A 21,723-nucleotide genomic window follows, 5' to 3' on the forward strand; every position below is an offset into this window, starting at 1 on the left:
ATAACTATAACCCTCCACCTGAGGGTCAGAGTTGGGACACCACGTCGGACGAACTTCTCCAGCGGGCCAGCCCCGCACCGCACCGGACCGACCACCACCGAAAGGCGAAGCCGCCGTGGCAGCTGCACAGAACTACCTGGCCATCATCAAGGTCGTGGGCATCGGCGGTGGCGGCGTCAACGCCGTCAACCGGATGATCGAGGTGGGGCTCAAGGGTGTCGAGTTCATCGCGATCAACACCGACGCCCAGGCCCTCCTCATGAGCGACGCTGACGTCAAGCTCGACATCGGTCGCGAGCTCACCCGCGGCCTCGGCGCGGGCGCCAACCCCGACGTGGGTGGCCGGGCCGCCGAGGACCACGCCGACGAGATCGAAGAGGTCATCAAGGGCGCCGACATGGTCTTCGTGACCGCGGGCGAGGGCGGTGGCACGGGCACCGGCGGCGCGCCGGTCGTGGCGCGCATCGCCCGCTCGCTCGGCGCGCTGACCATCGGCGTCGTCACCCGCCCGTTCGCCTTCGAGGGCCGGCGTCGCGCCAACTCCGCCGAGGAGGGCATCGCCGCGCTGCGCGAGGAGGTCGACACCCTCATCGTCATCCCGAACGACCGGCTGCTCTCGATCAGCGACCGCAACGTCTCGGTGCTCGACGCCTTCAAGCAGGCCGACCAGGTGCTGCTCCAGGGCGTCTCCGGCATCACCGACCTGATCACGACGCCGGGCCTGATCAACCTCGACTTCGCCGACGTCAAGTCGGTCATGGCCAACGCCGGCTCCGCCCTGATGGGCATCGGCTCGGCGCGCGGCGAGGACCGTTCGGTGGCGGCCGCGGAGATGGCGGTCTCCAGCCCGCTGCTCGAGGCCTCGATCGACGGCGCCCACGGCGTCCTGCTCTCGATCGCCGGCGGCTCCGACCTCGGCCTGTTCGAGATCAACGAGGCCGCGGCGCTCGTCGCGCAGGCGGTGCACCCCGAGGCCAACATCATCTTCGGCGCCACCATCGACGACGCGCTCGGCGACGAGGTCCGGGTGACGGTGATCGCCGCGGGCTTCGACGGTGGCACGCCCAAGCGCCGCGACGAGGGCACGGTGCTGCGCCGCGAGCCGCGCCCGCAGCAGTCGCAGGAGGAGACCCGCAACGCCGCGCAGGCGCTCGCCAGCACCCGCCGCGACGACGCGCCCCGCGCCGAGGAGCGCCAGCCGGTGGCTGCCCGCCCGCAGCAGGCCGCGCCGGTCCAGCAGGCGGCGCCCGCGCAGCCCGCGGCCCGTCCCGCCCCCCGGCAGGTGCAGTTCGACGACGACGAGCTCGACGTCCCGGACTTCCTGAAGTAGTCCGCGGTGTTCGCCTTCCGTGCGACGCACGGCCCCGTCGGCCGCTCGGTGGAGCTCGCCTTCACCGACCGGTACGGCGGGGTCAGCGCCGCGCCGTACGACGAGCTGAACCTCGCGATCGAGGGTGACGACGACCCGGGGTCCCGCGCGGAGAACCTCCGCCGGGTGCTGGCCGACTTCGCCCCCGACGCGGCCCTGGCCGACCTGCGGCAGGTGCACGGCTGCGACGTCGTGACGGCCGAGGGGCCGGTCGAGCGGGCCACCGCCGACGGCCTGGTGACCACCCGGGACGACGTGGTGCTGATGGTCCGCGCCGCCGACTGCGTCCCGGTGCTGCTCTCGGGCGGCACGGTCGTCGGGGCGGCCCACGCCGGGCGGGCCGGGGTGCTCACGGGCGTCGTCCCGGCCACGGTGGAGCGCATGCGGGAGCTGGGTGCGAGCGACGTGGTCGCGTGGATCGGCCCGCACGTGTGCGGGAGCTGCTACGAGGTGCCGGGACGGATGCAGGAGGAGGTGGGTCGGGTGGAGCCGAGGACGGTCTCGACGACGACCTGGGGCACGCCCTCCCTCGACCTCGGTGCCGGCGTCCGCGCCCAGCTCGAGCGGCTCGGCGTCGAGGTCGCGGAGGCCGCCGGGGCGACCCGGTGCACCCGCGAGTCGCCCGACCTGTACTCCCACCGCCGCGACGGCCGGGACGCCGGTCGGCACGCCGGCCTGGTCAGGATCCTGCGGTGAGCCGCCGCGCGGAGCTGGCCGCCGGCCTGGCCGCGGTCCGGGAGCGGATCGCCGGCGCGTGCGCCGACGCCGGCCGCGACGTCGACGAGGTCACCCTGGTGGTCGTCACCAAGTTCTTCCCCGCCTCCGACGTCCGGCTGCTCGCCGACCTCGGTGTCACCGACGTCGGCGAGAACCGCCACCAGGAGGCCGAGGCCAAGGCCGCCGAGTGCGCCGACCTCGGCCTGCGCTGGCACTTCATCGGCGGCCTGCAGTCGAACAAGGCGGCCGCGGTGGCGGCGTACTCCGCGGTCGTGGAGTCCGTCGACCGCGCCAAGCTGGTCGGCCCGCTCGCCCGCGGTGCCGGCGGCCGGGAGCAGCCGCTCGACGTGCTGCTGCAGGTCAGCCTCGACCCGCCGGGCCGCGAGGGCCGTGCCGGCGTCGACCCCGACGACCTGCCGGCGCTCGCCGCGCGGGTGAAGCAGGAGCAGGACCTGCGGCTGCGCGGCCTGATGGCCGTCGCGCCGCTGGGGGAGGACCCGGCCGCGGCGTTCGCCCGGCTGGCAGAGGTGCGCGCGGCGCACGTCGCCGAGCACCCCTCGGCGACCTGGCTGTCCGCCGGCATGTCCGGCGACCTCGAGCACGCGGTGCGCATCGGTGCGACACACGTGCGGATTGGCTCCGCGGTCCTCGGTTCGAGGCCTGCGGGGAAGTAGTGTCCAGATCATCCAAGGAGTGCCCCTCGCGGGCGCTGAGTTCCGAAAGGTCACACCCATGAGCGGCGCGATGCGCAGGATCGGCGAGTACCTCGGCCTGCTCGAGGACACCGGCCGGTACGACGACGAGTACGACGGCGACGACTACCACACGCAGGAGACGACGCCCGTGGCCGCGGCCGCGCGTGCCCAGCGCCCGCGTGCCGCCGCGCCGGCCCCCGTCGCCGACCTCGCCGAGCGGCGCCGTCCCGTGGCCGCGGCCCCGGCGCCGGCCCCCGCGCCCGGCGTGGTCGCCGAGCTGAGCCGGATCACCACGCTGCACCCGAGCACCTACAACGAGGCGCGCACCGTGGGTGAGAACTTCCGCGAGGGCGTCCCGGTCATCATGAACCTCTCCGAGATGGACGACGCCGACGCCAAGCGGCTCGTCGACTTCGCAGCGGGCCTCGTCTTCGCCACCCGTGGCACCATCGAGCGCGTCACGAACAAGGTGTTCCTGCTGTCCCCGCCCAACGTCTCGGTGGCCGCGGAGGACAAGCAGCGGATCGCCGAGGGCGGCTTCTTCAACCAGAGCTGAGGTCAGGTGCAGGTCATCGGGTCGATCATCGAGATCGTCCTCTGGGTTTTCATCGCGCTGCTGTGGGTGCGGTTCATCGTCGACTGGGTGCAGGTCTTCGCCCGCTCCTGGTCGCCGACCGGTCCGCTCCTCGTGGCGCTCGAGCTCGTCTACTCCGCCACCGACCCGCCGATCAAGGCGCTGCGGCGCGTCATCCCGCCGCTGCGGCTGGGCGCCGTCGCCCTGGACCTCAGCTTCATCCTGGTGATGATCTCGGCCTACGTGCTGCTCCAGGTCAACCGCGCCGTCTTCCTCTGAGGGCGCCCGCAGGTGGGAGCCGCCCCGGCGGGTCCGCCCAGCGGGTCTGTTCCGGGCCGCTGACCAGCGACTCTGCCGAGTCACACCAGTCCCAGGGCAGGCGCTATTGTTCGACGGAGGCAGCAGCCACAGCGTCTGCCACACGCACTTGCCACTACCGACACGACATTGAATGGGTGAGGTCATGCCGCTGACGCCTGAGGACGTGAGCAACAAGCGCTTTACTCCTGTCCGGCTCCGCGAGGGCTACGACATGGGTGAGGTCGACCAGTTCCTCGACGAGGTGGAGGCCGAGCTCGCGCGGCTCACGAAGGAGAACGACGACCTCCGGGCCCGGCTGTCCTCCGTGCAGTCGGGCACCCAGCCGGTGCCGGTCGCCCAGCCGGCCCCGCCGGCCGAGCCCGCCCCCGAGCCGGTCGCCGAGAAGGCTCCCGAGCCCGCCCCGGTGGCGCAGCCCGTCGCGGCCAGTGTCGGTGGCTCCGTCGAGACGATCCGCGTCGAGACCGTCCCGCAGGCGTCCAACGCCGCGGCCCGCCTCCTCGAGATCGCCACGCGCAACGCCGACGAGCTCGTCGAGGAGGCCAAGAACGACGCCGACAAGATCGTCGGCGAGGCCCGCACCAAGGCCGAGCGCCTCGAGTCGGAGTCGAAGTCCAAGGCCGACCGCCTCGAGTCCGACGCCCGCACCCGCGCGCAGATGCTGGACTCCGAGACCGCCGAGCGCCGCCAGCAGATGTTCGGCGAGCTCGAGCGCGAGCGGGACCGCCTCAGCAGCGAGGTGGAGACCCTCCGCTCGTTCGAGCGCGAGTACCGCTCCCGCCTGAAGACCTACTTCACCCAGCAGCTCGAGGCCCTCGGCTCCGCCGAGAGCGCCGCGCCCACCGACGAGCAGCCGGCGCCCAAGCGCCTGCGCTCGATCCTGGGCGAGGACGAGAGCTGAGCCTGCCCCGCAGGTAGCCGCCCCGCGGCAGCACGACCACCGGACGGCCGGCCCCCGCACGGGGCCGGCCGTCCGTCGTGCGCAGGGGCATCGGCGCGGCCGGCAGGTCGCGCCGCGGGGTGCCCGGTTGGTCTCGTCGCCGGGCTCGGCTACCCTCCCGCCACACGGTGGCTTCCCGTCACCGACGTGACCGGCCCAGGAGGACCGATGGCGCGGAGCACGACGAAGCCGACCGCGAAGGCAGCGGGCAAGGGTGCCGCGAGCACCAAGGACGCGGCGCAGAAGGTCGACCTCTCGACCCTGGTGGTCAAGGAGGGCGAGGAGGCCTGGACCAGCGCGGAGCTGACCGAGGTCCTCGACGACCTGCACGAGGCCCGCGAGCACAGCGCGACGATCATCGAGGGCCTCGACAGCGAGATCAGCGGCCTGATGCGCGACTCCGGCGACGGGGCGGGGCAGGACCAGGCCGACATCGGCTCGACCACCTTCGAGCGCGACCACGAGCTCACGGTCCTGGCCAACGAGCGCGACAAGCTCGCCCAGATCGACCGGGCCCTCGCGCGCATCGACGACGGGACGTACGGTGTGTGCGAGTCGTGCGGGGAGCCGATCGGCAAGATGCGGTTGATGGCTTTCCCCCGTGCGACACTCTGCATGACATGCAAGCAGCGCGAGGAACGTCGCTGAGCGACGACACCGACCGTCCCGCCGTACCCTCGCACCCGCGCACGGGCCGGTTGCGCCTGGTCCTGGCGGCCGTCTTCGCGGTGCTGTACGCCGTCGACGTGGTCTCCAAGGTGCTGGCGGTCGAGCACCTCACCGGGCGGCCCGACGTCGAGGTCGTCGGCGACCTGCTGGTGCTGCACCTGGTGCGCAACCCGGGCGCGGCGTTCAGCACCGGCACGGAGTACACCGTGGTGCTCTCCTGCATCGCGATCGTGGCGCTGTGCGTCGTCCTGTGGCTCGCCCGACGGGTCGGGAACGTCGTGTGGGCGATCGCCCTGGGCCTGCTGCTCGCGGGCGTCGCCGGCAACCTCACCGACCGGCTGCTGCGCTCGCCCGGTCCGCTGCGCGGTCACGTGATCGACATGTTCATGCTGCCCAGCTGGCCGGTCTTCAACGTCGCCGACATGTGCATCAACGTGGCGGCCGGGCTCATCCTGCTGCAGGCCTTCCGGGGCGTGCGGATCGACGGCACGCGCGACGAGGGGGAGAAGTGACCCAGATCGACCAGCGCAGCCTGACCGTCCCCGACGGGCTCGCCGGCGAGCGCGTGGACGCCGCCATGGCGCGCCTGTTCGGCGTCTCCCGGACCCGGGCGGCCGAGCTGATCTCCGCCGGGCACGTGCAGCTGGACGGCGTGGCGCCCGGCAAGAGCGACCGGGTCCTGCCCGGCTCGGTGCTCGACGTGAGCCTCCCGAGCATGGTCGACCCGCTCGAGGTGGTCCCCGAGATCGTCGAGGGCATCGGGATCATCCACGACGACGACTCCATCGTGGTGATCGACAAGCCGGTCGGCGTCGCGGTCCACCCCTCGCCGGGCTGGAACGGTCCGACGGTCGTCGGCCACCTCGCGGGCGCGGGCTTCCGGATCGCGACCAGCGGCGCGTCGGAGCGGCAGGGCATCGTGCAGCGCCTCGACGTCGGCACCTCGGGCGTGATGGTGATCGCCAAGTCCGAGCACGCCTACTCGGTGCTCAAGAACGCCTTCCGCGAGCGCACGGTCGACAAGACCTACCACGCGCTCGTGCAGGGGCACCCCGACCCGCTGGAGGGGACGATCGACGCCCCCATCGGCCGGCACCCGAAGGCCGACTACAAGTTCGCCGTGATGGCCGACGGCCGGGCCAGCGTCACCCACTACAACACCCTCGAGGCGCACCGCTTCGCCAGCCTGCTCGAGGTGCACCTCGAGACCGGCCGCACCCACCAGATCCGCGTGCACATGGCCGCGCTCAAGCACCCCTGCGTGGGCGACCTGACGTACGGCGCCGACCCGACGCTGGCCCGACGGGTGGGCCTGGAGCGGCAGTGGCTGCACGCCGTGCGGCTCGGCTTCGAGCACCCGGAGACCGGCGAGCAGGTGAGCTACGAGTCGACGTACCCCCAGGACCTGGCGGACGCGCTCGAGGTCATCCGTGACGCCTCCTGACCGTCCCGCGGCCAGCGGCGACCCGCTGGAGCTGACCGTCCGCCCGGCGGAGCCGGCCGACGCCACCGCGCTGGCGGCGGTCCACCTCCGCGCGCGGCGCGCGGCGCCGATGCCGGACTCGCCCCACCCCGACGCCACCCTCGCGCCGTTCCTGGCGACCCGGATCGGCGCGGACGAGGTCTGGGTGGCCGAGGCGGGGGAGCGGGTCGTGGGCTACGCCCGGCACACCGGCACCTGGCTCGACGACCTCTACGTCGAGCCCACCGCCGCCCGGCGGGGCGTGGGCTCGGTGCTCCTCGAGGTGGTCAAGGAACGGCTGCCCGACGGGTTCTGCCTGTGGGTCTTCGAGTCCAACGCCCCCGCCCGCGCGTTCTACGCCCGGCACGGCCTGGTCGCGCTGGAGCGGACCGACGGATCGGCCAACGAGGAGCGGAGCCCGGACGTGCGGATGGCCTGGCCGGGCCGCGACCCCGTGGCGTTCCTCCGCAGCCTCGTCGACGAGGTCGACGTCGAGCTCGGCGACCTGCTGGCCCGCCGGGCCGCGCTGACGCGGGCCATCCAGCCGCTCAAGCCCGACGCCGCACGCGACCCCGCGCGGGAGCGGCAGGTCGCCGAGCGGGTCGCCCGCCGGGCACCGGAGCTGGGCACCGAGCGGCTCGTCCCGGTGGTCGACGCGATCATCACCGCCTCCCTCGACGCCGCCCGCTGACGCGTGCGTCACGGTCCGCGCGACTGTCGGCGGCGAGTGCCAACATCGGTCCCGGCCGTCGAGTAACCTGACGTCCTTCCCCAGGATCGACGCCGGGCCGTCCACCCGGTGGCTGATGCTGCCCACCCGCCGCTTCGACCCCGAGGAGATGCGCACCGCCGATGTCGACCGGCTCCCAGGACTCGTTCGTCCACCTGCACGTCCACACCGAGTACTCCATGCTCGACGGCGCGGCCCGTCTGGGCGCCCTGACCGGACGCGCGGCCGAGCTGGGCATGCCCGCGGTGGCCATGACCGACCACGGCAACGTGTTCGGCGCCTACGAGTTCTACCGCAAGGCCAAGTCCGCCGGCGTCAAGCCGATCATCGGCATCGAGGCCTACTTCACGCCCAACATCTCCCGCTACGAGCGCAAGGGCGTCAACTTCTACGACGGCGGCCCCGACGACGTCTCGGCGCGTGGTGCCTACACGCACATGACGCTGCTCTCGGAGTCGACCGAGGGCATGCACAACCTGTTCCGGCTCTCCACGGGCTCCTGGCGCGACGGGTTCTTCAAGCAGCCGCGCATGGACCGCGAGCTGCTGGCCCAGCACAGCAAGGGGATCATCGGCACGACCGGCTGCCCCTCGGGCGAGGTCCAGGTCCACCTGCGCTACGGGCAGTACGACGCGGCGCGCAAGGTCGCCGGTGAGTTCCAGGACATCCTGGGTCGGGAGAACTACTTCCTCGAGCTGATGGACCACGGGCTCGACATCGAGAACCGCGTCCGCGACGGCCTGCTCCGGCTGGCCAAGGACCTGCAGATCCCGCTGCTGGCGACGAACGACTCCCACTACGTCATGCGGGAGGACGCGAAGTCCCAGGAGCATCTGCTCTGCATCAACTCCGGCTCCACGATGGACATCCCCGCCGGTGACGGCCCCGGCCAGCGCTTCGCGTTCTCCGGCGACGGCTACTACCTGAAGTCCGCCGAGGAGATGCGGGCGCTGTGGGTCGACAAGTATCAGCTGCGCGAGGCGTGCGACAACACGCTGCTCATCGCCGAGCGGTGCGACGTCCAGTTCACCGAGGGCAACGGCACGTTCATGCCGAAGTTCCCCTGCCCGCCGGGGGAGAACGAGGACTCCTGGCTGGTCAAGGAGGTCGAGAAGGGCCTGCGGTTCCGCTACCCGGACGGCATCCCGGAGGCCGTGCGCAAGCAGGCCGACTTCGAGGTCGGCGTCATCACCCAGATGGGCTTCCCCGGCTACTTCCTGGTTGTCGCCGACTTCATCGGCTGGGCCAAGGACAACGGCATCCGCGTCGGCCCGGGTCGTGGCTCCGGTGCGGGCTCGATGGTCGCCTACGCGATGCGGATCACCGACCTCGACCCGCTCGAGCACGGCCTGATCTTCGAGCGCTTCCTCAACCCCGACCGCGTCTCGATGCCCGACTTCGACATCGACTTCGACGAGCGCCGGCGCGGCGAGGTCATCAGGTACGTCACCGAGAAGTACGGCGACGACCGGGTCTCGATGATCATCACCTACGGCACGATCAAGGCGAAGCAGGCCGTCAAGGACTCCAGCCGGATCCTCGGCTACCCCTTCGCCATGGGCGACCGGATCACCAAGGCGATGCCGGCCGCGGTGATGGGCAAGGACGTCCCGCTCCAGGAGATCTTCAACCCCGAGCACAAGCGGTTCGGCGAGGGCGGGGAGTTCCGGTCGCTCTACGAGGCCGACGGCGACGTCAAGCGCGTCGTCGACACCGCCATCGGCATCGAGGGCCTCAAGCGCCAGTGGGGCGTCCACGCCGCCGGCGTGATCATGTCCAGCGAGCCGCTGATCGACATCATCCCGATGCTCAAGCGCCCCGCCGACGGCGCGATGATCACCCAGTTCGACTACCCCACCTGTGAGGGCCTCGGCCTGATCAAGATGGACTTCCTCGGGCTGCGCAACCTCACGGTGCTCGACGACGCGGTCAAGAACATCGCCGCCAACCGCGGCGAGACCGTCGTGCTCGAGGAGCTCCCGCTCACCGACGAGGCGACGTACCGCCTCCTCCAGCGCGGCGACACCCTGGGCGTCTTCCAGCTCGACGGCGGGCCGATGCGCGCCCTGCTGCGCTCGATGCGTCCCGACACCTTCGAGGACATCTCCGCGGTCGGCGCGCTCTACCGGCCCGGTCCGATGGGTGCGGACTCCCACAACAAGTACGCCCGCCGCAAGACCGGCCGGGAGCCGGTCGAGGCGATCCACCCCGAGCTGGCCGAGCCGCTCGAGGACATCCTGGGCGAGACCTACGGCCTGATCGTGTACCAGGAGCAGGTCATGGCCATCGCCCAGAAGCTGGCGGGCTACAGCCTGGGACAGGCCGACATCCTGCGGCGCGCGATGGGCAAGAAGAAGAAGGAGGAGCTGGACAAGCAGTTCGCTGGCTTCTCGGCGGGCATGCAGGAGCGCGGCTACTCCATGGCGGCGGTCAAGACGCTCTGGGACATCCTCCTGCCGTTCTCCGACTACGCCTTCAACAAGGCCCACTCCGCGGCGTACGGCCTGGTGTCGTACTGGACCGCCTACCTCAAGGCCAACTACCCGGCCGAGTACATGGCGGCGCTGCTGACCTCGGTCAAGGACGACAAGGACAAGTCCGCGATCTACCTCAACGAGTGCCGCCGGATGAAGATCCAGGTGCTTCCGCCGGACGTCAACGAGTCGGCGTCGAACTTCACCCCGGTCGGCACCGACATCCGCTTCGGCCTCACCGCGGTCCGCAACGTCGGCGCGAACGTCGTCGACGGCATCGTCGCCGGGCGCGAGGAGAAGGGCCGCTACACCGACTTCAACGACTTCATGGAGAAGGTGCCGGCGCTCGTCTGCAACAAGCGGGTCATCGAGTCGCTGATCAAGGCCGGTGCCTTCGACGAGATGAACCACCGGCGGCGCTCGCTGGTCGCCATCCACGAGACCGCGGTCGACCAGTACGTCGACATCAAGCGCAACGAGGCCATCGGCCAGGACTCGCTCTTCGGCGGCATGGACACCGAGGACGGCGGTGGGTTCGGCATCTCGGTGACCGTGCCGGAGATGGACGAGTGGGACAAGACGACCCTGCTCGGCCACGAGCGGGACATGCTCGGGCTCTACGTCTCCGACCACCCGCTGCTCGGCCTCGAGCACGTGCTCGCCAACGGCACCGACTGCACGATCGGCCAGCTGATGCTCGACGAGGACCGGCAGGACGGCGCGCCGATCACGGTGTCGGGCCTGGTCACGTCGGTGCAGCGCAAGATCACCAAGCGCGGCGACGCCTGGGCGATGATCACCCTCGAGGACCTCGACGGCGCGATCGACGTGCTGCTGTTCCCGAGCGCCTACCAGCTGGCAAGCACCTACCTCACCGAGGACGCCATCCTCACGGTGAAGGGGCGGCTCTCGCGCAGCAAGGACCAGCCCGAGATCCACGGCCAGGAGGTGACGGTCCCCGACATCTCCGACGGTCCGTCCGGTCCGGTCGTGATCTCGCTACCGTCCACCCGGTGTACTGGTCCCGTGGTGGAACAGCTGCGAGACGTCCTGGGCACGCACCCCGGCATGACCGAGGTGCGGCTCCGCCTGCTGACGCGTGAGGCGACCAAGGTGATGCGCCTCGACGACCGGCTGCGGGTGACCCCGAGCCCCGCGCTCTTCGCCGACCTCAAGCAGCTGCTGGGCCCCGGGTGCCTGACCAGCTGACCGTCGCCGCACCCCGCGGCGCGACGACCGTCCGCGGTCGGCCCCCCATCCGCGTCCTGGTGCTCCAGGCGCTCGCGGCCGTCGCGCTGCTCGTGGTGGCCGGCGCCGCCGCCGGCGCGGTGTGGTTCCAGCTGTGGACGCCGACGCCGGGCGTCGTGCAGGACGGCCGGTGGTTCACCGACGAGGACGGGCTGCGCCACGCGTTCGCCGGCACCGGTCTCTACGTCCTGGTGGCCGTCGCCGCGGGGCTCCTCTCCGGTGCCCTGGTGGCCTTCCTGCTCGACCGCGCCGAGCTGGTCACCCTCGCCGCCACGCTCGTCGGGGCGGCGCTGGGCGGTTGGCTGATGCTCCGGCTCGGGCTGCACTGGAGCCCGGCGGACCCCGAGGTGCTGGCCCGGACGGCGAGGGACGGCACGGAGCTGGACAGCGCGCTCACCGTCGACGTCCCGCACGCCTGGCTGGCCTTCCCGGGCGCGGCGCTCCTCGGCACCGCCGTCGTCTTCCTCGCCACCACCAAGCGCGGGGCCTGAGCAGGTCGCTGCGCGGGTAGGGTCCGGCTGACCGCAGCCGCAGGAGGCCACGATGAGCAGCCCCGTCCCCCCGTCCGGCACCCCCGAGTACCTCGAGCAGGGTGGTGGTGCGCCCGCGCCCCGCTCCCCGGGCACCCGCCGCCGCACGGCGTTCGTCGCCGGCGGTGTCCTCGCGGCCGCGGTCGTGGGAGGTGGCGCGTGGGCGGCGATGTCGTTCCTGGCCACGGGACCGCAGCCGGCCGAGGCGCTGCCCGGCTCGACGCTCGGGTACGTCTCGGTCGACCTCGACCCCGGTGGTGCGCAGAAGATCGAGGCGCTGCGGACGCTGCGTGAGTTCGAGGCGTTCCGTGACGAGGTCGGCCTGGACACCGACGACGACGTGCGCCGCTGGGTCTTCGAGGAGGTCCTCGGCGGCGCGGCGTGCGAGGGCGTCGACTTCGGCGACGACGTCGACCCCTGGCTCGGCGACCGGGCCGCGGCGGCGGCCGTCGACGTGGGGGAGGAGGACCCGGCGGCGGTGTTCGTGCTGCAGCTCGACGACGCCGACGCTGCCGACGACGGGCTCGCCGCGGTGAAGGACTGCCTCGGTGGCGGCGAGGACGGCGCCTGGCACGTCGCGGGGGACTGGGCCGTGGTCGCCGAGACCCAGGAGATCGCCGACCGGGTCGCGGAGGAGGCGGAGGACTCCCCGCTGTCCGAGGACGAGGACTTCACGCGTTGGACCGGCGAGGCGGGCGGCTCCGGCATCGCGACGGCGTACGCCGCCCCCGAGGCGGGCCGGGTGCTCGCCGACCTGGCCGACGAGCTCTCCATGCCGTTCCTCGGCGGGGAGGTGCCTGCGGCCGCGCTCGGGCTGTCCGTGCCGGACGGCGGGAGCGACGGCTACTCCTCCGAGCCCCCGACCGAGGAGGACCTGCCGCCGCTCCCCGCGCCGGGGGCGACGGAGGAGATGACCGCCGCACTCGAGGACTTCGAGGGGATGGCCGCGACGCTCCGCTTCGACGACGGCTCCCTGGAGCTCGAGGTGGCCGCCGGCGCCGGCGGTGCCGACGACGTCACGACCACCGACGAGGGAGGCGCGCTGGTCGCCGACCTGCCCGACGACACCGTGGCCGCGCTCGGGATCGGACTCGCCGACGGCTGGGCCGAGGGCCTCCTCGAGCAGGTCGCCGCCCCTCTCGGCGCCGACCCCGACGAGCTGCTCGCCGAGCTGGGCGTCACCGGGCTGGAGCTCCCCGAGGACCTGGAGACCCTCACCTCGGGTGGCGTGGCGGTCGCGGTGGGAGCCGGGAGCGACCCCGAGGCGTTCTTCACCGGAGAGGGCGGGACCGTCCCGGTCGCCGCCCGGCTGGGCGGCGAGGTCGAGGCTGTCGAGCCGGTCCTCGACCGGCTCGACGGGCAGCTGCCGCCGTTCCTGGCCAGCGTGCTGGAGCGGACGGTGGCCGACGGCGCGGTCGCCGTCGGGCCGGACCCGGCGTGGCGCGAGCAGGTCGCCGCCGGCGGTGACCTCGGCGGCTCGGAACGGTTCCGCAGCGTCGTCACGGACGTCGACGAGGCCGGCGCGGTGCTCTACCTCGACTTCGACGCCGGCTTCCTCGCCGACCTGGCCGCCGACGACGAGGACGTCTCGGGTGTGCTCGGGCCGCTCGCCGCCCTCGGTGCCACCTCGCGGATCGAGGACGGCGTCTCCCGGTCCACCGTCCGGATCTCGACCGACTGACCTGGTCGCCCCGGCCGCACGGGTCAGCGGCTGATCGGTGCGACGACGGCGTCGGTCGCGGTCACCAGGTCGCCGGGGGCGAGGCCAAGGTCGAGGCCGCGGCGGCCCCCGGAGACGTAGACCGTCGGGTGCTCCAGGGCGGTGGCGTCGACCACGGTCGGGTGCGCCCGCTTCTGCCCGAGCGGGGAGATGCCGCCGGCGACGTACCCCGTCGCCCGCTCGGCGGCGGCCACCTCGGCCATCGCCGCCTTGCTCCCGCCCAGGGCGCGGGCCAGCGCCTTGAGGTCCAGCTGCCGGTCCACCGGCACGATCCCCACGACGAGCCGCCCGTCGCAGCTGGCCATCAGCGTCTTGAACACGCACGCCGGGTCGAGCCCGAGCGCCTCGGCCGCCTCGAGCCCGAACGACGCGGCCCGCGGGTCGTGCTCGTACTCGCGGGTGGTGAACGCGATCCCGGCGGCGCCGAGCGCCACCGTCGCGGGGGTCCCGCCGGCGCGGGCGGCGGTCTTCTTCTTGGCCACGTCTTCCTCGACGACTCTCTCTCGGCGGCCCAGGCGGGTCCGGTCAGTTGGGCGACCAGCGGGTGCGGGCCACGTCGGTGGCCGGCAGGGAGGGGATGACGTTCATCGCGCGCAGCTCGGTGCGCAGCAGGTCGGTCACGAGGATCAGCCGCTCCTCGGCGTCCTCGGCCTCCAGCAGCATCTGGCGCTCGGGCATCGGCAGGGGAGCGCAGGCCGCCAGCGTCCAGGAGAGGTACGACGCGTCGCGGGGCAGCGTGCCGTCGTAGGGGTCGGCCCGGATCTCGGCCAGCGCCGCCCGGTAGGCGACGAAGGTCGCCCGCGCCTGCTCGAGCAGCCCCTCGGGGACCGGCCGGGTGGGCTCGGGCCGGTCGTGCACGTGGCCGACCGGGAAGAGGCCGGTCGAGTCGAGCCGGTCGAGCTCGATGCGGTCCAGCCCGACGGCGACGACGTTGAAGGAGCCGTCGGGGTGCGGCTCGACCTCGGTCAGCTGCACCTTGACGCCGATCCGGTACAGCGACTGCGCGCCGTGGTCGCCGATCTCGTAGCCCTCCCGGATGGCGACGGAGGCGAACACGCGCTCGGCGGGGTCCTCGACGCGCAGCAGGTGGTGCACCAGGGCGCGGTAGCGGTCCTCGAAGACGTGCAGCGGCACGCTGACCCCGGGGAAGAGCACCGCGTTCAGCGGGAACATCGGCAGCGCGTCGGTCACGCCCCCAACCTAGTGCGCGGGGCCTGCGGGTGGTCCACGCAGCGTCGGCGGTTCGGGGGCGGGGACCGCCCGAACGTAGGATCGGGGCCATGATCCGCCGCATCGACCTGCGCGGGACCACGGGTCCCGTCGACTACCGCGACGTCGTCCCCCGGGCCGACTTCGACGTCGAGGCAGCGGTGCCCGCGGTGCATGCGATCTGCGAGGCGGTGCGCACCCGCGGCGTCGACGCCATCAAGGAGTACGCCCGCCAGTTCGACGGTGTCGAGGTCGACGACCTGCGCGTCCCGGACGGTGCGCCGGCCGCCGCGCTCGCGCAGCTCGACCCCGCGATCCGCGCCGCGCTCGAGGAGTCGGTGCGCCGCCTGCGCGCGACCTGCGAGGCCGAGCTGGAGAAGGACGCCGTCACCGACCTCGGCCCCGGCGCCCGGGTGACCCACCGCAAGGTGCCGATCCGCCGCGTCGGTCTCTACGTGCCCGGCGGCCTCGCGCCGCTGGTCTCCAGCGTGCTGATGAACGTGGTGCCCGCCCAGGTCGCCGGCGTGGAGTCGATCGCGCTCGCCTCCCCGCCGCAGAAGGAGTTCGGCGGAGCCGTGCACCCCACGATCCTGGCCGCGTGCGCGCTGCTGGGCGTCGAGGAGGTCTACGCCGTCGGCGGCGCCCAGGCCATCGCGATGTTCGCCTACGGCACCGGCCCCTGCGAGCGGGTCGACCTGGTCACCGGGCCGGGGAACATCTACACCGTCACCGCCAAGCGGCTGCTCAAGGGCCAGGTGGGCATCGACTCCGAGGCCGGTCCGACCGAGATCGCGATCCTCGCCGACGACACCGCCGACGCGGCGTACGTCGCCGCCGACCTGGTCAGCCAGGCCGAGCACGACCCGCTGGCCGGCGCCGTCCTCGTCACCCCCTCCGAGCGGCTGGCCGGCGAGGTGGAGGCGGAGCTGGACAAGCAGGTGTCCGCCACCCGCCACACCGAGCGGATCCGCACCGCGCTGACCGGCCCGCAGTCGGGCATCGTGCTGGTCGAGGACCTGGAGCAGGGCCTCGACGTGGTGAACGCCTACGCCGCCGAGCACCTCGAGATCCAGACCGAGGACGCGCCCGCGTGGGCCGGCCGGGTGCGCAACGCCGGGGCGATCTTCGTGGGTCCGCACGCACCGGTGAGCCTCGGCGACTACTGCGCCGGGTCGAACCACGTGCTGCCCACCGGCGGCTGCGCGTGCCACTCCTCGGGCCTGTCGGTGCGCGCGTTCACCAAGTCGGTGCACGTCGTGGACTACTCGCGCGAGGCGCTGGCCGAGGTCGCCGACCACGTCGTCACGCTGGCGGAGGCCGAGGACCTGCCCGGTCACGGCGCCGCGGTCCGCGTCCGCTTCGGGGGCTGATCGCGTCGTGTTCCCGCCGATCCGGGAGGAGCTGCGCGGCCTCGAGCCGTACGGCGCCCCCCAGCTGGACGTGCCCGTCCAGCTCAACACCAACGAGAACCCCTACGGCCCGTCCGAGGCCTGCGTCGCCGACATCGCGGCGTCGGTCGCGGAGGCGGCCCGGGGGCTGCACCGCTACCCCGACCGCGAGCACCTCGCGCTGCGCACCGCGCTGGCCGACTACCTCGCCCGCGACACCCCGCACGGGATCGCGGTCGAGCAGGTGTGGGCGGCCAACGGCTCCAACGAGGTGATGCTGCAGCTGCTGCAGGCCTTCGGCGGGCCCGGTCGCTCGGCGCTGAGCTTCGCGCCGACGTACTCGATGTATCCGGAGTACGCCCGCGACACCTCCACGACGTGGGTGCAGGGGCGCCGCGAGGACGACTTCTCCCTCGACCTGTACGCCGCGGCCGCGCTGGTGCGCGAGCAGCGGCCCAGCGTGGTGCTGCTGCCCTCGCCGAACAACCCGACCGGCACCGCGCTGCCGCCCGAGGCGGTCACCGTGCTGTGCGAGGCGGCGGCGTCCTACCAGCCGCAGGGCCTGGTCGTGGTGGACGAGGCGTACGGCGAGTTCCGGCGCGCCGGGGTCCCGAGCGCGCTCGAGCAGCTGCCGGTCCACCGCAACCTGGTCGTCACCCGGACCATGAGCAAGGCCTTCGCCGCGGCCGGGCTGCGGCTGGGCTACCTGGCCGCCGACCCGGCGATCTGCGACGCGATCCGCGTGGTGCGGCTGCCCTACCACCTCTCCGCGGTGACCCAGGCTGCCGCGGTCGCGGCCCTGCGGCACGCACCGGAGCTGCTCGGGAAGGTCGACGAGCTGCGGGCCGAGCGGGACCGGGCCGTCGCCTGGCTGCGCGAGCAGGACCTGCAGGTGGCCGAGAGCGACGCCAACTTCGTGCTGTTCGGCACCTTCGCCGACCGCCATGCTGTCTGGCAGGGGCTGCTGGACCGCGGGGTGCTGGTCCGGGAGGTCGGCCCCGCGGGGTGGTTGCGGGTCTCGGTCGGAACACCCACGGAGATGGCCGCGTTCAGGCAGGCGTTGAGCGACGTACTGGTGACGGAAGAGGGACAGTCATGAGCAGGACCGCACGCATCGAGCGACAGACCAGCGAGTCGAAGGTGCTCGTCGAGGTCGACCTCGACGGGACCGGTCGCCACGACGTCTCCACCGGCATCGGCTTCTACGACCACATGCTCACCGCGTTCGCCCGGCACAGCCTGGTCGACCTGACCGTGCAGTCCGAGGGCGACCACTGGATCGACGCCCACCACACCACCGAGGACACCGCCATCGCGCTGGGCCAGGCGCTGCGCCAGGCCCTGGGCGACAAGGTCGGCATCCGCCGGTTCGGCGACGCCACCGTGCCGCTGGACGAGGCGCTCGTGCACGCGGTCGTCGACGTGTCCGGCCGGCCCTACTGCGTGCACACCGGCGAGCCGGAGGGACAGCAGTACGTCCAGCTCGGCGGGTCGACCCCGGCCTACCTCGGGTCGCTGACCCAGCACGTCTTCGAGTCGATCGCCTTCCACGGCCACCTCGCCCTGCACGTGCGCGTGCTCGCGGGCCGGGAGCCGCACCACATCGTCGAGACCCAGTTCAAGGCCTTCGCGCGCGCCTTCCGGGACGCCGTCGCCCTCGACCCGCGCGAGACGGGGATCCCCTCGACCAAGGGCGCCCTGTGAGCGGGCCGAGCGTCGCGGTCCTCGACTACGGCTCGGGCAACCTGCGCTCCGCGGTCCGCGCGATGGAGCAGGCGGGCGCCGAGGTCGAGCTGACCTCGGACTTCGACACCTGCCTGGCCGCCGACGGGCTGCTGGTGCCCGGCGTGGGTGCCTTCGCCGCCTGCATGGAGGGCCTGCGCGCCGTGAAGGGCGACCGGCTGATCGGGCGCCGCCTCGCGGGCGGGCGGCCGGTGCTGGGCATCTGCGTGGGCATGCAGGTCCTCTTCGGCCGCGGCGTCGAGCACGGGGTCGAGACCGACGGCTGCGACGAGTGGCCCGGCGTGGTCGAGCGGCTGCAGGCCCCGGTCGTGCCGCACATGGGCTGGAACACCGTCGAGGTCGCCGAGGGCTCCACGCTGTTCGCCGGCATCGAGGACGAGCGGTTCTACTTCGTGCACTCCTACGGCGTGCGCGAGTGGGAGCTGGTCACCAACGACCGGACCCGGGCGCCGCTGGTGACCTGGGCCGAGCACGGCGGGGACCGCTTCGTCGCGGCCGTCGAGAACGGCCCGCTCACCGCCACCCAGTTCCACCCGGAGAAGTCCGGGGACGCCGGCGCGGCGCTGCTGCGCAACTGGGTCGCCTCGCTGAGCGCCGGGCGGTGAGCAAGGAGCGGGCCCGCCGTCGCGAGGAGCGGCAGCGGGAGGCCGCTGTCGTCGCGGCCGCCCGGGCCGCCGAGGCCGAGCGGCGGGAACGTCGTGACGCGCGCGTCCGTGCGGTGACCGCCCGCCTGCCGGCGCGGCGTACCCGGCCCTCGGGGATCCTCGCCACCCGGCGCCGCCGCCAGTGGCAGTGGCTGCTCGGCGCCCTGCTGGTCGCGAACGTCGCGGTCTGGGTCCTCGTCCCGGAGTGGTCGGCCCGCCTGGCCGCGCTCGTCGTCGCCGCCCTCGCCGCGCCCGTCCTGCACACCCTGCTGTTCCGCCGCTGAAGCCCGCGGTCCACCCCACACCCGAACCAGGAAGCGAACCCCATGTCCTACCTCCAGCTCCTCCCGGCCGTCGACATCACCGAGGGTCGCGCCGTGCAGCTCGCCCAGGGCGTCGCGGGCTCCGAGCGGGTCTACGGCGACCCGGTCGCCGCCGCGATGCGGTGGCAGGACGCCGGCTCGGAGTGGCTGCACCTGGTCGACCTCGACGCGGCGTTCGGCCGCGGCTCCAACCGGGCGCTGCAGGCCGAGATCGTCGGCGCGCTCGACATCGACGTGGAGATGAGCGGCGGCATCCGCGACGACGAGTCGCTCGAGGCGGCCCTGGCCACCGGCTGCCGGCGGGTCAACATCGGCACCGCGGCGCTCGAGCAGCCCGAGTGGTGCGCGCGGGTGATCGCCGAGCACGGCGACCGGATCGCGATCGGCCTGGACGTGCGCGGCCGCACCCTCGCGGCCCGCGGGTGGACCCAGGACGGCGGCGACCTCTACGAGACCCTCGCCCGGCTCGACTCCGAGGGCTGCGCGCGGTACGTCGTCACCGACGTCAACAAGGACGGCATGCTCCAGGGGCCGAACCTCCAGCTCCTGCGCGACGTCTGCGCCGCCACCGACCGGCCGGTGGTCGCCTCCGGCGGCGTCACCACCCTCGACGACATCCGGGCCCTCATGGACCTGGTGCCCGCCGGCGTCGAGGGGGCCATCGCGGGGACCGCGCTCTACGAGGGCCGGTTCACCCTCGAGGACGCCCTCGCGCTGACCAAGGGCGGCGCGTCGTGACGCTCGCGGTCCGGGTGATCCCGTGCCTCGACGTCGACGGCGGCCGGGTGGTCAAGGGCATCAACTTCCAGGACCTGCGCGACGCCGGTGACCCCGTCGAGCTGGCCAAGGTCTACGACGCCGAGGGCGCCGACGAGCTGACCTTCCTCGACATCTCCGCCTCCCACGAGGGCCGCTCCACGACCATGGAGATCGTCTCGGCCACCGCCGAGCAGGTCTTCATCCCGCTCACGGTCGGCGGCGGCGTCTCCTCGACCGAGGACGTCGACCGGCTGCTGCGCGCCGGTGCCGACAAGGTCGCGGTCAACACCGCCGCGATCCGGCGCCCCGAGCTCGTCGCCGAGGTCGCCGACCGCTTCGGCAACCAGGTGCTCGTGCTGTCGGTCGACGCCCGGCGCGCGGCCGGCACCGCCTCGGGCTTCGAGGTCACCACGCACGGCGGGCGCCGGTCGGCCGGGCTCGACGCCGTCGAGTGGGCCGTCCGCGCCGCCGAGCTCGGGGCGGGGGAGATCCTCCTCAACGCGATGGACTCCGACGGCACCCAGGACGGCTTCGACCTCGAGCTGATCCGCGCGGTCCGCCGCGAGGTCACCATCCCCGTCATCGCCTCCGGCGGCGCCGGCCGCGTCGAGCACTTCCCGCCCGCGGTCGACGCCGGCGCCGACGCCGTCCTCGCCGCCACGGTCTTCCACTTCGGCACCCTCCGCGTCGGTGACGTCAAGCGGGCCCTCGACGAGGCCGGCCACCCGGTCCGGTGACCGGGCCTGCTCGCCGGGCCGGCGCGGATCCCGGGGCCGTCGCCATCGTTCAATTGCGCGGAAGTGACGCTGTGCAAGCGCTTGCACCCGTCGCCACGGCGACAATCGAACGATCGGTGCACCCCGGGACCGGTACGCCGCGGGCGGCCCGGTGAGCCCCGGGAGCACGGCGGGCGCCCGGGTCGTCGCGCTGCACGTCGCACCGGAGCGGCACGCGCCGATGGAGGCGCGGGCGAGCATCGAGGTCGTCGCCGGGCGGGGCGTGGTGGGGGACCGGTGGTGGGGCACGAAGCACCGGCACGTGTCGGTGCAGTCCGCCGAGGCGCTGGCCGAGGCCGCCGCGGAGCTCGGCCGGCCGGTCCCGCCGGCCGCCACGCGACGTACGGTCACGATCGCCGGGGGAGCCGTCCCCACCGAGCCCGGGGCCCGGCTGCAGGTCGGCGACGTGCTGCTCGAGGTGGTCCGCGTGGCCGCGCCCTGCCGGGTGATGGAGTCCTCGATGGGCCCCGGCGGCGCCACCGCCCTGCGCCGCCGTGGTGGCTCGATCCTCCGGGCGCTCACCTCCGGCACCGTCCGCCTCGGCGACGAGGTGAGCGTCGTCCCCACCGCCTAGAGGCGCTCGGCGGCGTCGCTGGCGTACCGAGCGGCGGTCCGTCGACACCCCGTGAGGGAGCGACGGCGGCGGAACCTCAGCGGACTTGCGCAGGCCTTGAGGGAACGTCGGGGAGGAGCCGGGGAGTGCCTTGATCTGGGCTCGGCAGAGTTCAGGTCATCAAGGAACACACCGCCGGAGAGACCGGCGGACCACTCACCGGAAGGCTCCCTCCGATGCGCACCTCCACCACCACGAACCGCAAGAACACCCGCAAGACCGCCGCGAAGATCGCCGCCTCTGTCGTCCTGGTCGCCGGCGCCGCGTCGGTCGCGGGCCTCGGCACCTTCGGTGCGTTCACCTCGACGACCTCGGCCTCCGAGCAGGTCGCCGCGGGCACCATCACCCTCGGCCTGGGCGCCGCGTCCCAGCCCACCTCGGTGCAGGCCGCCGGCCTGGTCCCCGGTGACAACGTCCAGCGCGACCTCACCCTGACCCGCGGCGCCACCGACGAGAAGTTCGGCTCGGTCTCGATGACCACCACGCCGAAGGTCGGCAGCCTGCTCACCACCGACACCGCCAACGGCCTCAAGCTCGCCGTCGACCAGTGCTCGGTGCCGTGGACCAAGGCGACCCCCGCCGCGACGAACGGCGCCCTCACCTGCTCCGGCACGACCACCTCGGTGCTCGCCGCCAGCCCGGTCATCGGCGCCAACCGCGCCCTGCCCGTCGCCCTGACCTCGCTCAACGACGCCAAGACCTCCTACCTGCGGGTCACGATGACCCTGCCGGAGGCCGCGGGCAACGACTTCCAGGGCAAGAACGCCACCGTCGACTTCACCTTCGACGCCACCCAGCGCGCCGCCGAGAGCCGCTGACCAC

At 73.2% G+C, this 21,723-nt stretch carries 24 protein-coding genes; 22 read left to right on the plus strand and 2 right to left on the minus strand.

The features are described from left to right. Positions 1 to 115 precede the first annotated feature (115 nt). From ftsZ to OSR43_RS08235, 13 genes are all read left to right on the plus strand, one after another. Positions 116 to 1,330, plus strand: coding sequence for a cell division protein FtsZ (gene ftsZ, locus OSR43_RS08175; RefSeq protein ID WP_302270783.1), 1,215 nt, complete (start codon positions 116 to 118; stop codon positions 1,328 to 1,330). 6 nt (positions 1,331 to 1,336) lie between these two features. Then, a complete protein-coding gene (gene pgeF, locus OSR43_RS08180) occupies positions 1,337 to 2,065 on the plus strand; it encodes a peptidoglycan editing factor PgeF (protein WP_302270784.1) in 729 nt (242 codons plus the stop codon). Then, positions 2,062 to 2,760, plus strand: a complete 699-nt coding sequence (locus tag OSR43_RS08185) for a YggS family pyridoxal phosphate-dependent enzyme (RefSeq protein WP_302270785.1) — start codon at positions 2,062 to 2,064, stop codon at positions 2,758 to 2,760. The genes pgeF and OSR43_RS08185 overlap by 4 nt, the downstream gene beginning before the upstream one ends. A gap of 58 nt (positions 2,761 to 2,818) precedes the next feature. After that, the gene (locus OSR43_RS08190; protein WP_302270786.1) at positions 2,819 to 3,337 is read left to right on the plus strand and encodes a cell division protein SepF; all 519 of its coding nucleotides are present in this window, start codon (positions 2,819 to 2,821) and stop codon (positions 3,335 to 3,337) included. A gap of 6 nt (positions 3,338 to 3,343) precedes the next feature. Continuing rightward, on the plus strand, positions 3,344 to 3,634 hold the full coding sequence (locus OSR43_RS08195; RefSeq protein ID WP_302270787.1) for a YggT family protein: 291 nt from the start codon (positions 3,344 to 3,346) through the stop codon (positions 3,632 to 3,634). Between the two features lie 184 nt (positions 3,635 to 3,818). Continuing rightward, the gene (locus OSR43_RS08200) at positions 3,819 to 4,574 is read left to right on the plus strand and encodes a DivIVA domain-containing protein (RefSeq protein WP_302270788.1); all 756 of its coding nucleotides are present in this window, start codon (positions 3,819 to 3,821) and stop codon (positions 4,572 to 4,574) included. Positions 4,575 to 4,781: 207 nt separating this feature from the next. Continuing rightward, entirely contained in the window at positions 4,782 to 5,261 is a 480-nt protein-coding gene (locus OSR43_RS08205; protein WP_302270789.1) for a TraR/DksA family transcriptional regulator, read from the plus strand. Beyond that, on the plus strand, positions 5,234 to 5,794 hold the full coding sequence (gene lspA, locus OSR43_RS08210; RefSeq protein WP_302270790.1) for a signal peptidase II: 561 nt from the start codon (positions 5,234 to 5,236) through the stop codon (positions 5,792 to 5,794). Before OSR43_RS08205 ends, lspA begins: the two co-directional genes overlap by 28 nt. Continuing rightward, a complete protein-coding gene (locus OSR43_RS08215; protein ID WP_302270792.1) occupies positions 5,791 to 6,726 on the plus strand; it encodes an RluA family pseudouridine synthase in 936 nt (311 codons plus the stop codon). The genes lspA and OSR43_RS08215 overlap by 4 nt, the downstream gene beginning before the upstream one ends. Beyond that, positions 6,713 to 7,435 carry a GNAT family N-acetyltransferase gene (locus OSR43_RS08220; RefSeq protein ID WP_302270793.1) on the plus strand — a complete coding sequence of 241 codons (723 nt, stop codon included), beginning with the start codon at positions 6,713 to 6,715 and terminating at the stop codon, positions 7,433 to 7,435. The genes OSR43_RS08215 and OSR43_RS08220 overlap by 14 nt, the downstream gene beginning before the upstream one ends. Before the next feature lie 161 nt (positions 7,436 to 7,596). Beyond that, positions 7,597 to 11,157, plus strand: a complete 3,561-nt coding sequence (gene dnaE, locus OSR43_RS08225; protein WP_302270796.1) for a DNA polymerase III subunit alpha — start codon at positions 7,597 to 7,599, stop codon at positions 11,155 to 11,157. Continuing rightward, positions 11,142 to 11,687 (plus strand): hypothetical protein, encoded by a 546-nt coding sequence (locus tag OSR43_RS08230; protein ID WP_302270797.1) that lies wholly within the window; start codon positions 11,142 to 11,144, stop codon positions 11,685 to 11,687. The genes dnaE and OSR43_RS08230 overlap by 16 nt, the downstream gene beginning before the upstream one ends. 52 nt (positions 11,688 to 11,739) lie before the next feature. Next, positions 11,740 to 13,407: a DUF3352 domain-containing protein gene (locus tag OSR43_RS08235; RefSeq protein ID WP_302270798.1), complete on the plus strand. Its 1,668-nt coding sequence runs from the start codon at positions 11,740 to 11,742 to the stop codon at positions 13,405 to 13,407. Between the two features lie 23 nt (positions 13,408 to 13,430). Here OSR43_RS08235 and ybaK read toward each other — a convergent pair whose 3' ends face one another. Continuing rightward, a complete protein-coding gene (gene ybaK / locus OSR43_RS08240; RefSeq protein WP_302270799.1) occupies positions 13,431 to 13,928 on the minus strand; it encodes a Cys-tRNA(Pro) deacylase in 498 nt (165 codons plus the stop codon). A gap of 43 nt (positions 13,929 to 13,971) precedes the next feature. Further along, positions 13,972 to 14,637, minus strand: a complete 666-nt coding sequence (locus OSR43_RS08245; protein ID WP_302270800.1) for an LON peptidase substrate-binding domain-containing protein — start codon at positions 14,635 to 14,637, stop codon at positions 13,972 to 13,974. Positions 14,638 to 14,726: 89 nt separating this feature from the next. Between OSR43_RS08245 and hisD the strand changes: the two genes are divergently transcribed. The 9 genes from hisD (at position 14,727) to OSR43_RS08290 (ending at position 21,719) form a co-directional block, all read left to right on the plus strand. Next, entirely contained in the window at positions 14,727 to 16,025 is a 1,299-nt protein-coding gene (hisD, locus tag OSR43_RS08250; RefSeq protein ID WP_302270801.1) for a histidinol dehydrogenase, read from the plus strand. Between the two features lie 7 nt (positions 16,026 to 16,032). Next, complete coding sequence (locus tag OSR43_RS08255) at positions 16,033 to 17,142, plus strand: histidinol-phosphate transaminase (RefSeq protein WP_302270802.1); 1,110 nt, start codon at positions 16,033 to 16,035, stop codon at positions 17,140 to 17,142. Beyond that, positions 17,139 to 17,747, plus strand: a complete 609-nt coding sequence (gene hisB, locus OSR43_RS08260; protein WP_302270803.1) for an imidazoleglycerol-phosphate dehydratase HisB — start codon at positions 17,139 to 17,141, stop codon at positions 17,745 to 17,747. Before OSR43_RS08255 ends, hisB begins: the two co-directional genes overlap by 4 nt. Then, positions 17,744 to 18,391 carry an imidazole glycerol phosphate synthase subunit HisH gene (gene hisH, locus OSR43_RS08265; RefSeq protein WP_302270804.1) on the plus strand — a complete coding sequence of 216 codons (648 nt, stop codon included), beginning with the start codon at positions 17,744 to 17,746 and terminating at the stop codon, positions 18,389 to 18,391. Before hisB ends, hisH begins: the two co-directional genes overlap by 4 nt. After that, the gene (locus OSR43_RS08270; protein WP_302270805.1) at positions 18,388 to 18,714 is read left to right on the plus strand and encodes a hypothetical protein; all 327 of its coding nucleotides are present in this window, start codon (positions 18,388 to 18,390) and stop codon (positions 18,712 to 18,714) included. Before hisH ends, OSR43_RS08270 begins: the two co-directional genes overlap by 4 nt. Before the next feature lie 42 nt (positions 18,715 to 18,756). Further along, on the plus strand, positions 18,757 to 19,491 hold the full coding sequence (gene priA / locus OSR43_RS08275) for a bifunctional 1-(5-phosphoribosyl)-5-((5-phosphoribosylamino)methylideneamino)imidazole-4-carboxamide isomerase/phosphoribosylanthranilate isomerase PriA (RefSeq protein ID WP_302270806.1): 735 nt from the start codon (positions 18,757 to 18,759) through the stop codon (positions 19,489 to 19,491). Further along, the gene (gene hisF, locus OSR43_RS08280; RefSeq protein ID WP_302270807.1) at positions 19,488 to 20,249 is read left to right on the plus strand and encodes an imidazole glycerol phosphate synthase subunit HisF; all 762 of its coding nucleotides are present in this window, start codon (positions 19,488 to 19,490) and stop codon (positions 20,247 to 20,249) included. Before priA ends, hisF begins: the two co-directional genes overlap by 4 nt. A gap of 151 nt (positions 20,250 to 20,400) precedes the next feature. Continuing rightward, positions 20,401 to 20,862 (plus strand): MOSC domain-containing protein, encoded by a 462-nt coding sequence (locus tag OSR43_RS08285; RefSeq protein ID WP_302270809.1) that lies wholly within the window; start codon positions 20,401 to 20,403, stop codon positions 20,860 to 20,862. A 215-nt stretch (positions 20,863 to 21,077) separates the two neighbouring features. Further along, entirely contained in the window at positions 21,078 to 21,719 is a 642-nt protein-coding gene (locus tag OSR43_RS08290; protein ID WP_302270810.1) for a TasA family protein, read from the plus strand. Positions 21,720 to 21,723 lie beyond the last annotated feature (4 nt).

The sequence above is a fragment of the Nocardioides sp. Arc9.136 genome, from assembly GCF_030506255.1.
Taxonomy (GTDB): domain Bacteria; phylum Actinomycetota; class Actinomycetes; order Propionibacteriales; family Nocardioidaceae; genus Nocardioides.

Coding starts and splice junctions, on each gene's coding strand:
- OSR43_RS08190 (WP_302270786.1), top strand. CDS start 2,819: ATGAGCGGCGCGATGCGCAGGATCGGCGAGTACCTCGGCCTGCTCGAG.
- OSR43_RS08200 (WP_302270788.1), top strand. CDS start 3,819: ATGCCGCTGACGCCTGAGGACGTGAGCAACAAGCGCTTTACTCCTGTC.
- OSR43_RS08205 (WP_302270789.1), top strand. CDS start 4,782: ATGGCGCGGAGCACGACGAAGCCGACCGCGAAGGCAGCGGGCAAGGGT.
- lspA (WP_302270790.1), top strand. CDS start 5,234: ATGCAAGCAGCGCGAGGAACGTCGCTGAGCGACGACACCGACCGTCCC.
- dnaE (WP_302270796.1), top strand. CDS start 7,597: ATGTCGACCGGCTCCCAGGACTCGTTCGTCCACCTGCACGTCCACACC.
- OSR43_RS08235 (WP_302270798.1), top strand. CDS start 11,740: ATGAGCAGCCCCGTCCCCCCGTCCGGCACCCCCGAGTACCTCGAGCAG.
- hisD (WP_302270801.1), top strand. CDS start 14,727: ATGATCCGCCGCATCGACCTGCGCGGGACCACGGGTCCCGTCGACTAC.
- hisB (WP_302270803.1), top strand. CDS start 17,139: ATGAGCAGGACCGCACGCATCGAGCGACAGACCAGCGAGTCGAAGGTG.
- priA (WP_302270806.1), top strand. CDS start 18,757: ATGTCCTACCTCCAGCTCCTCCCGGCCGTCGACATCACCGAGGGTCGC.
- OSR43_RS08290 (WP_302270810.1), top strand. CDS start 21,078: ATGCGCACCTCCACCACCACGAACCGCAAGAACACCCGCAAGACCGCC.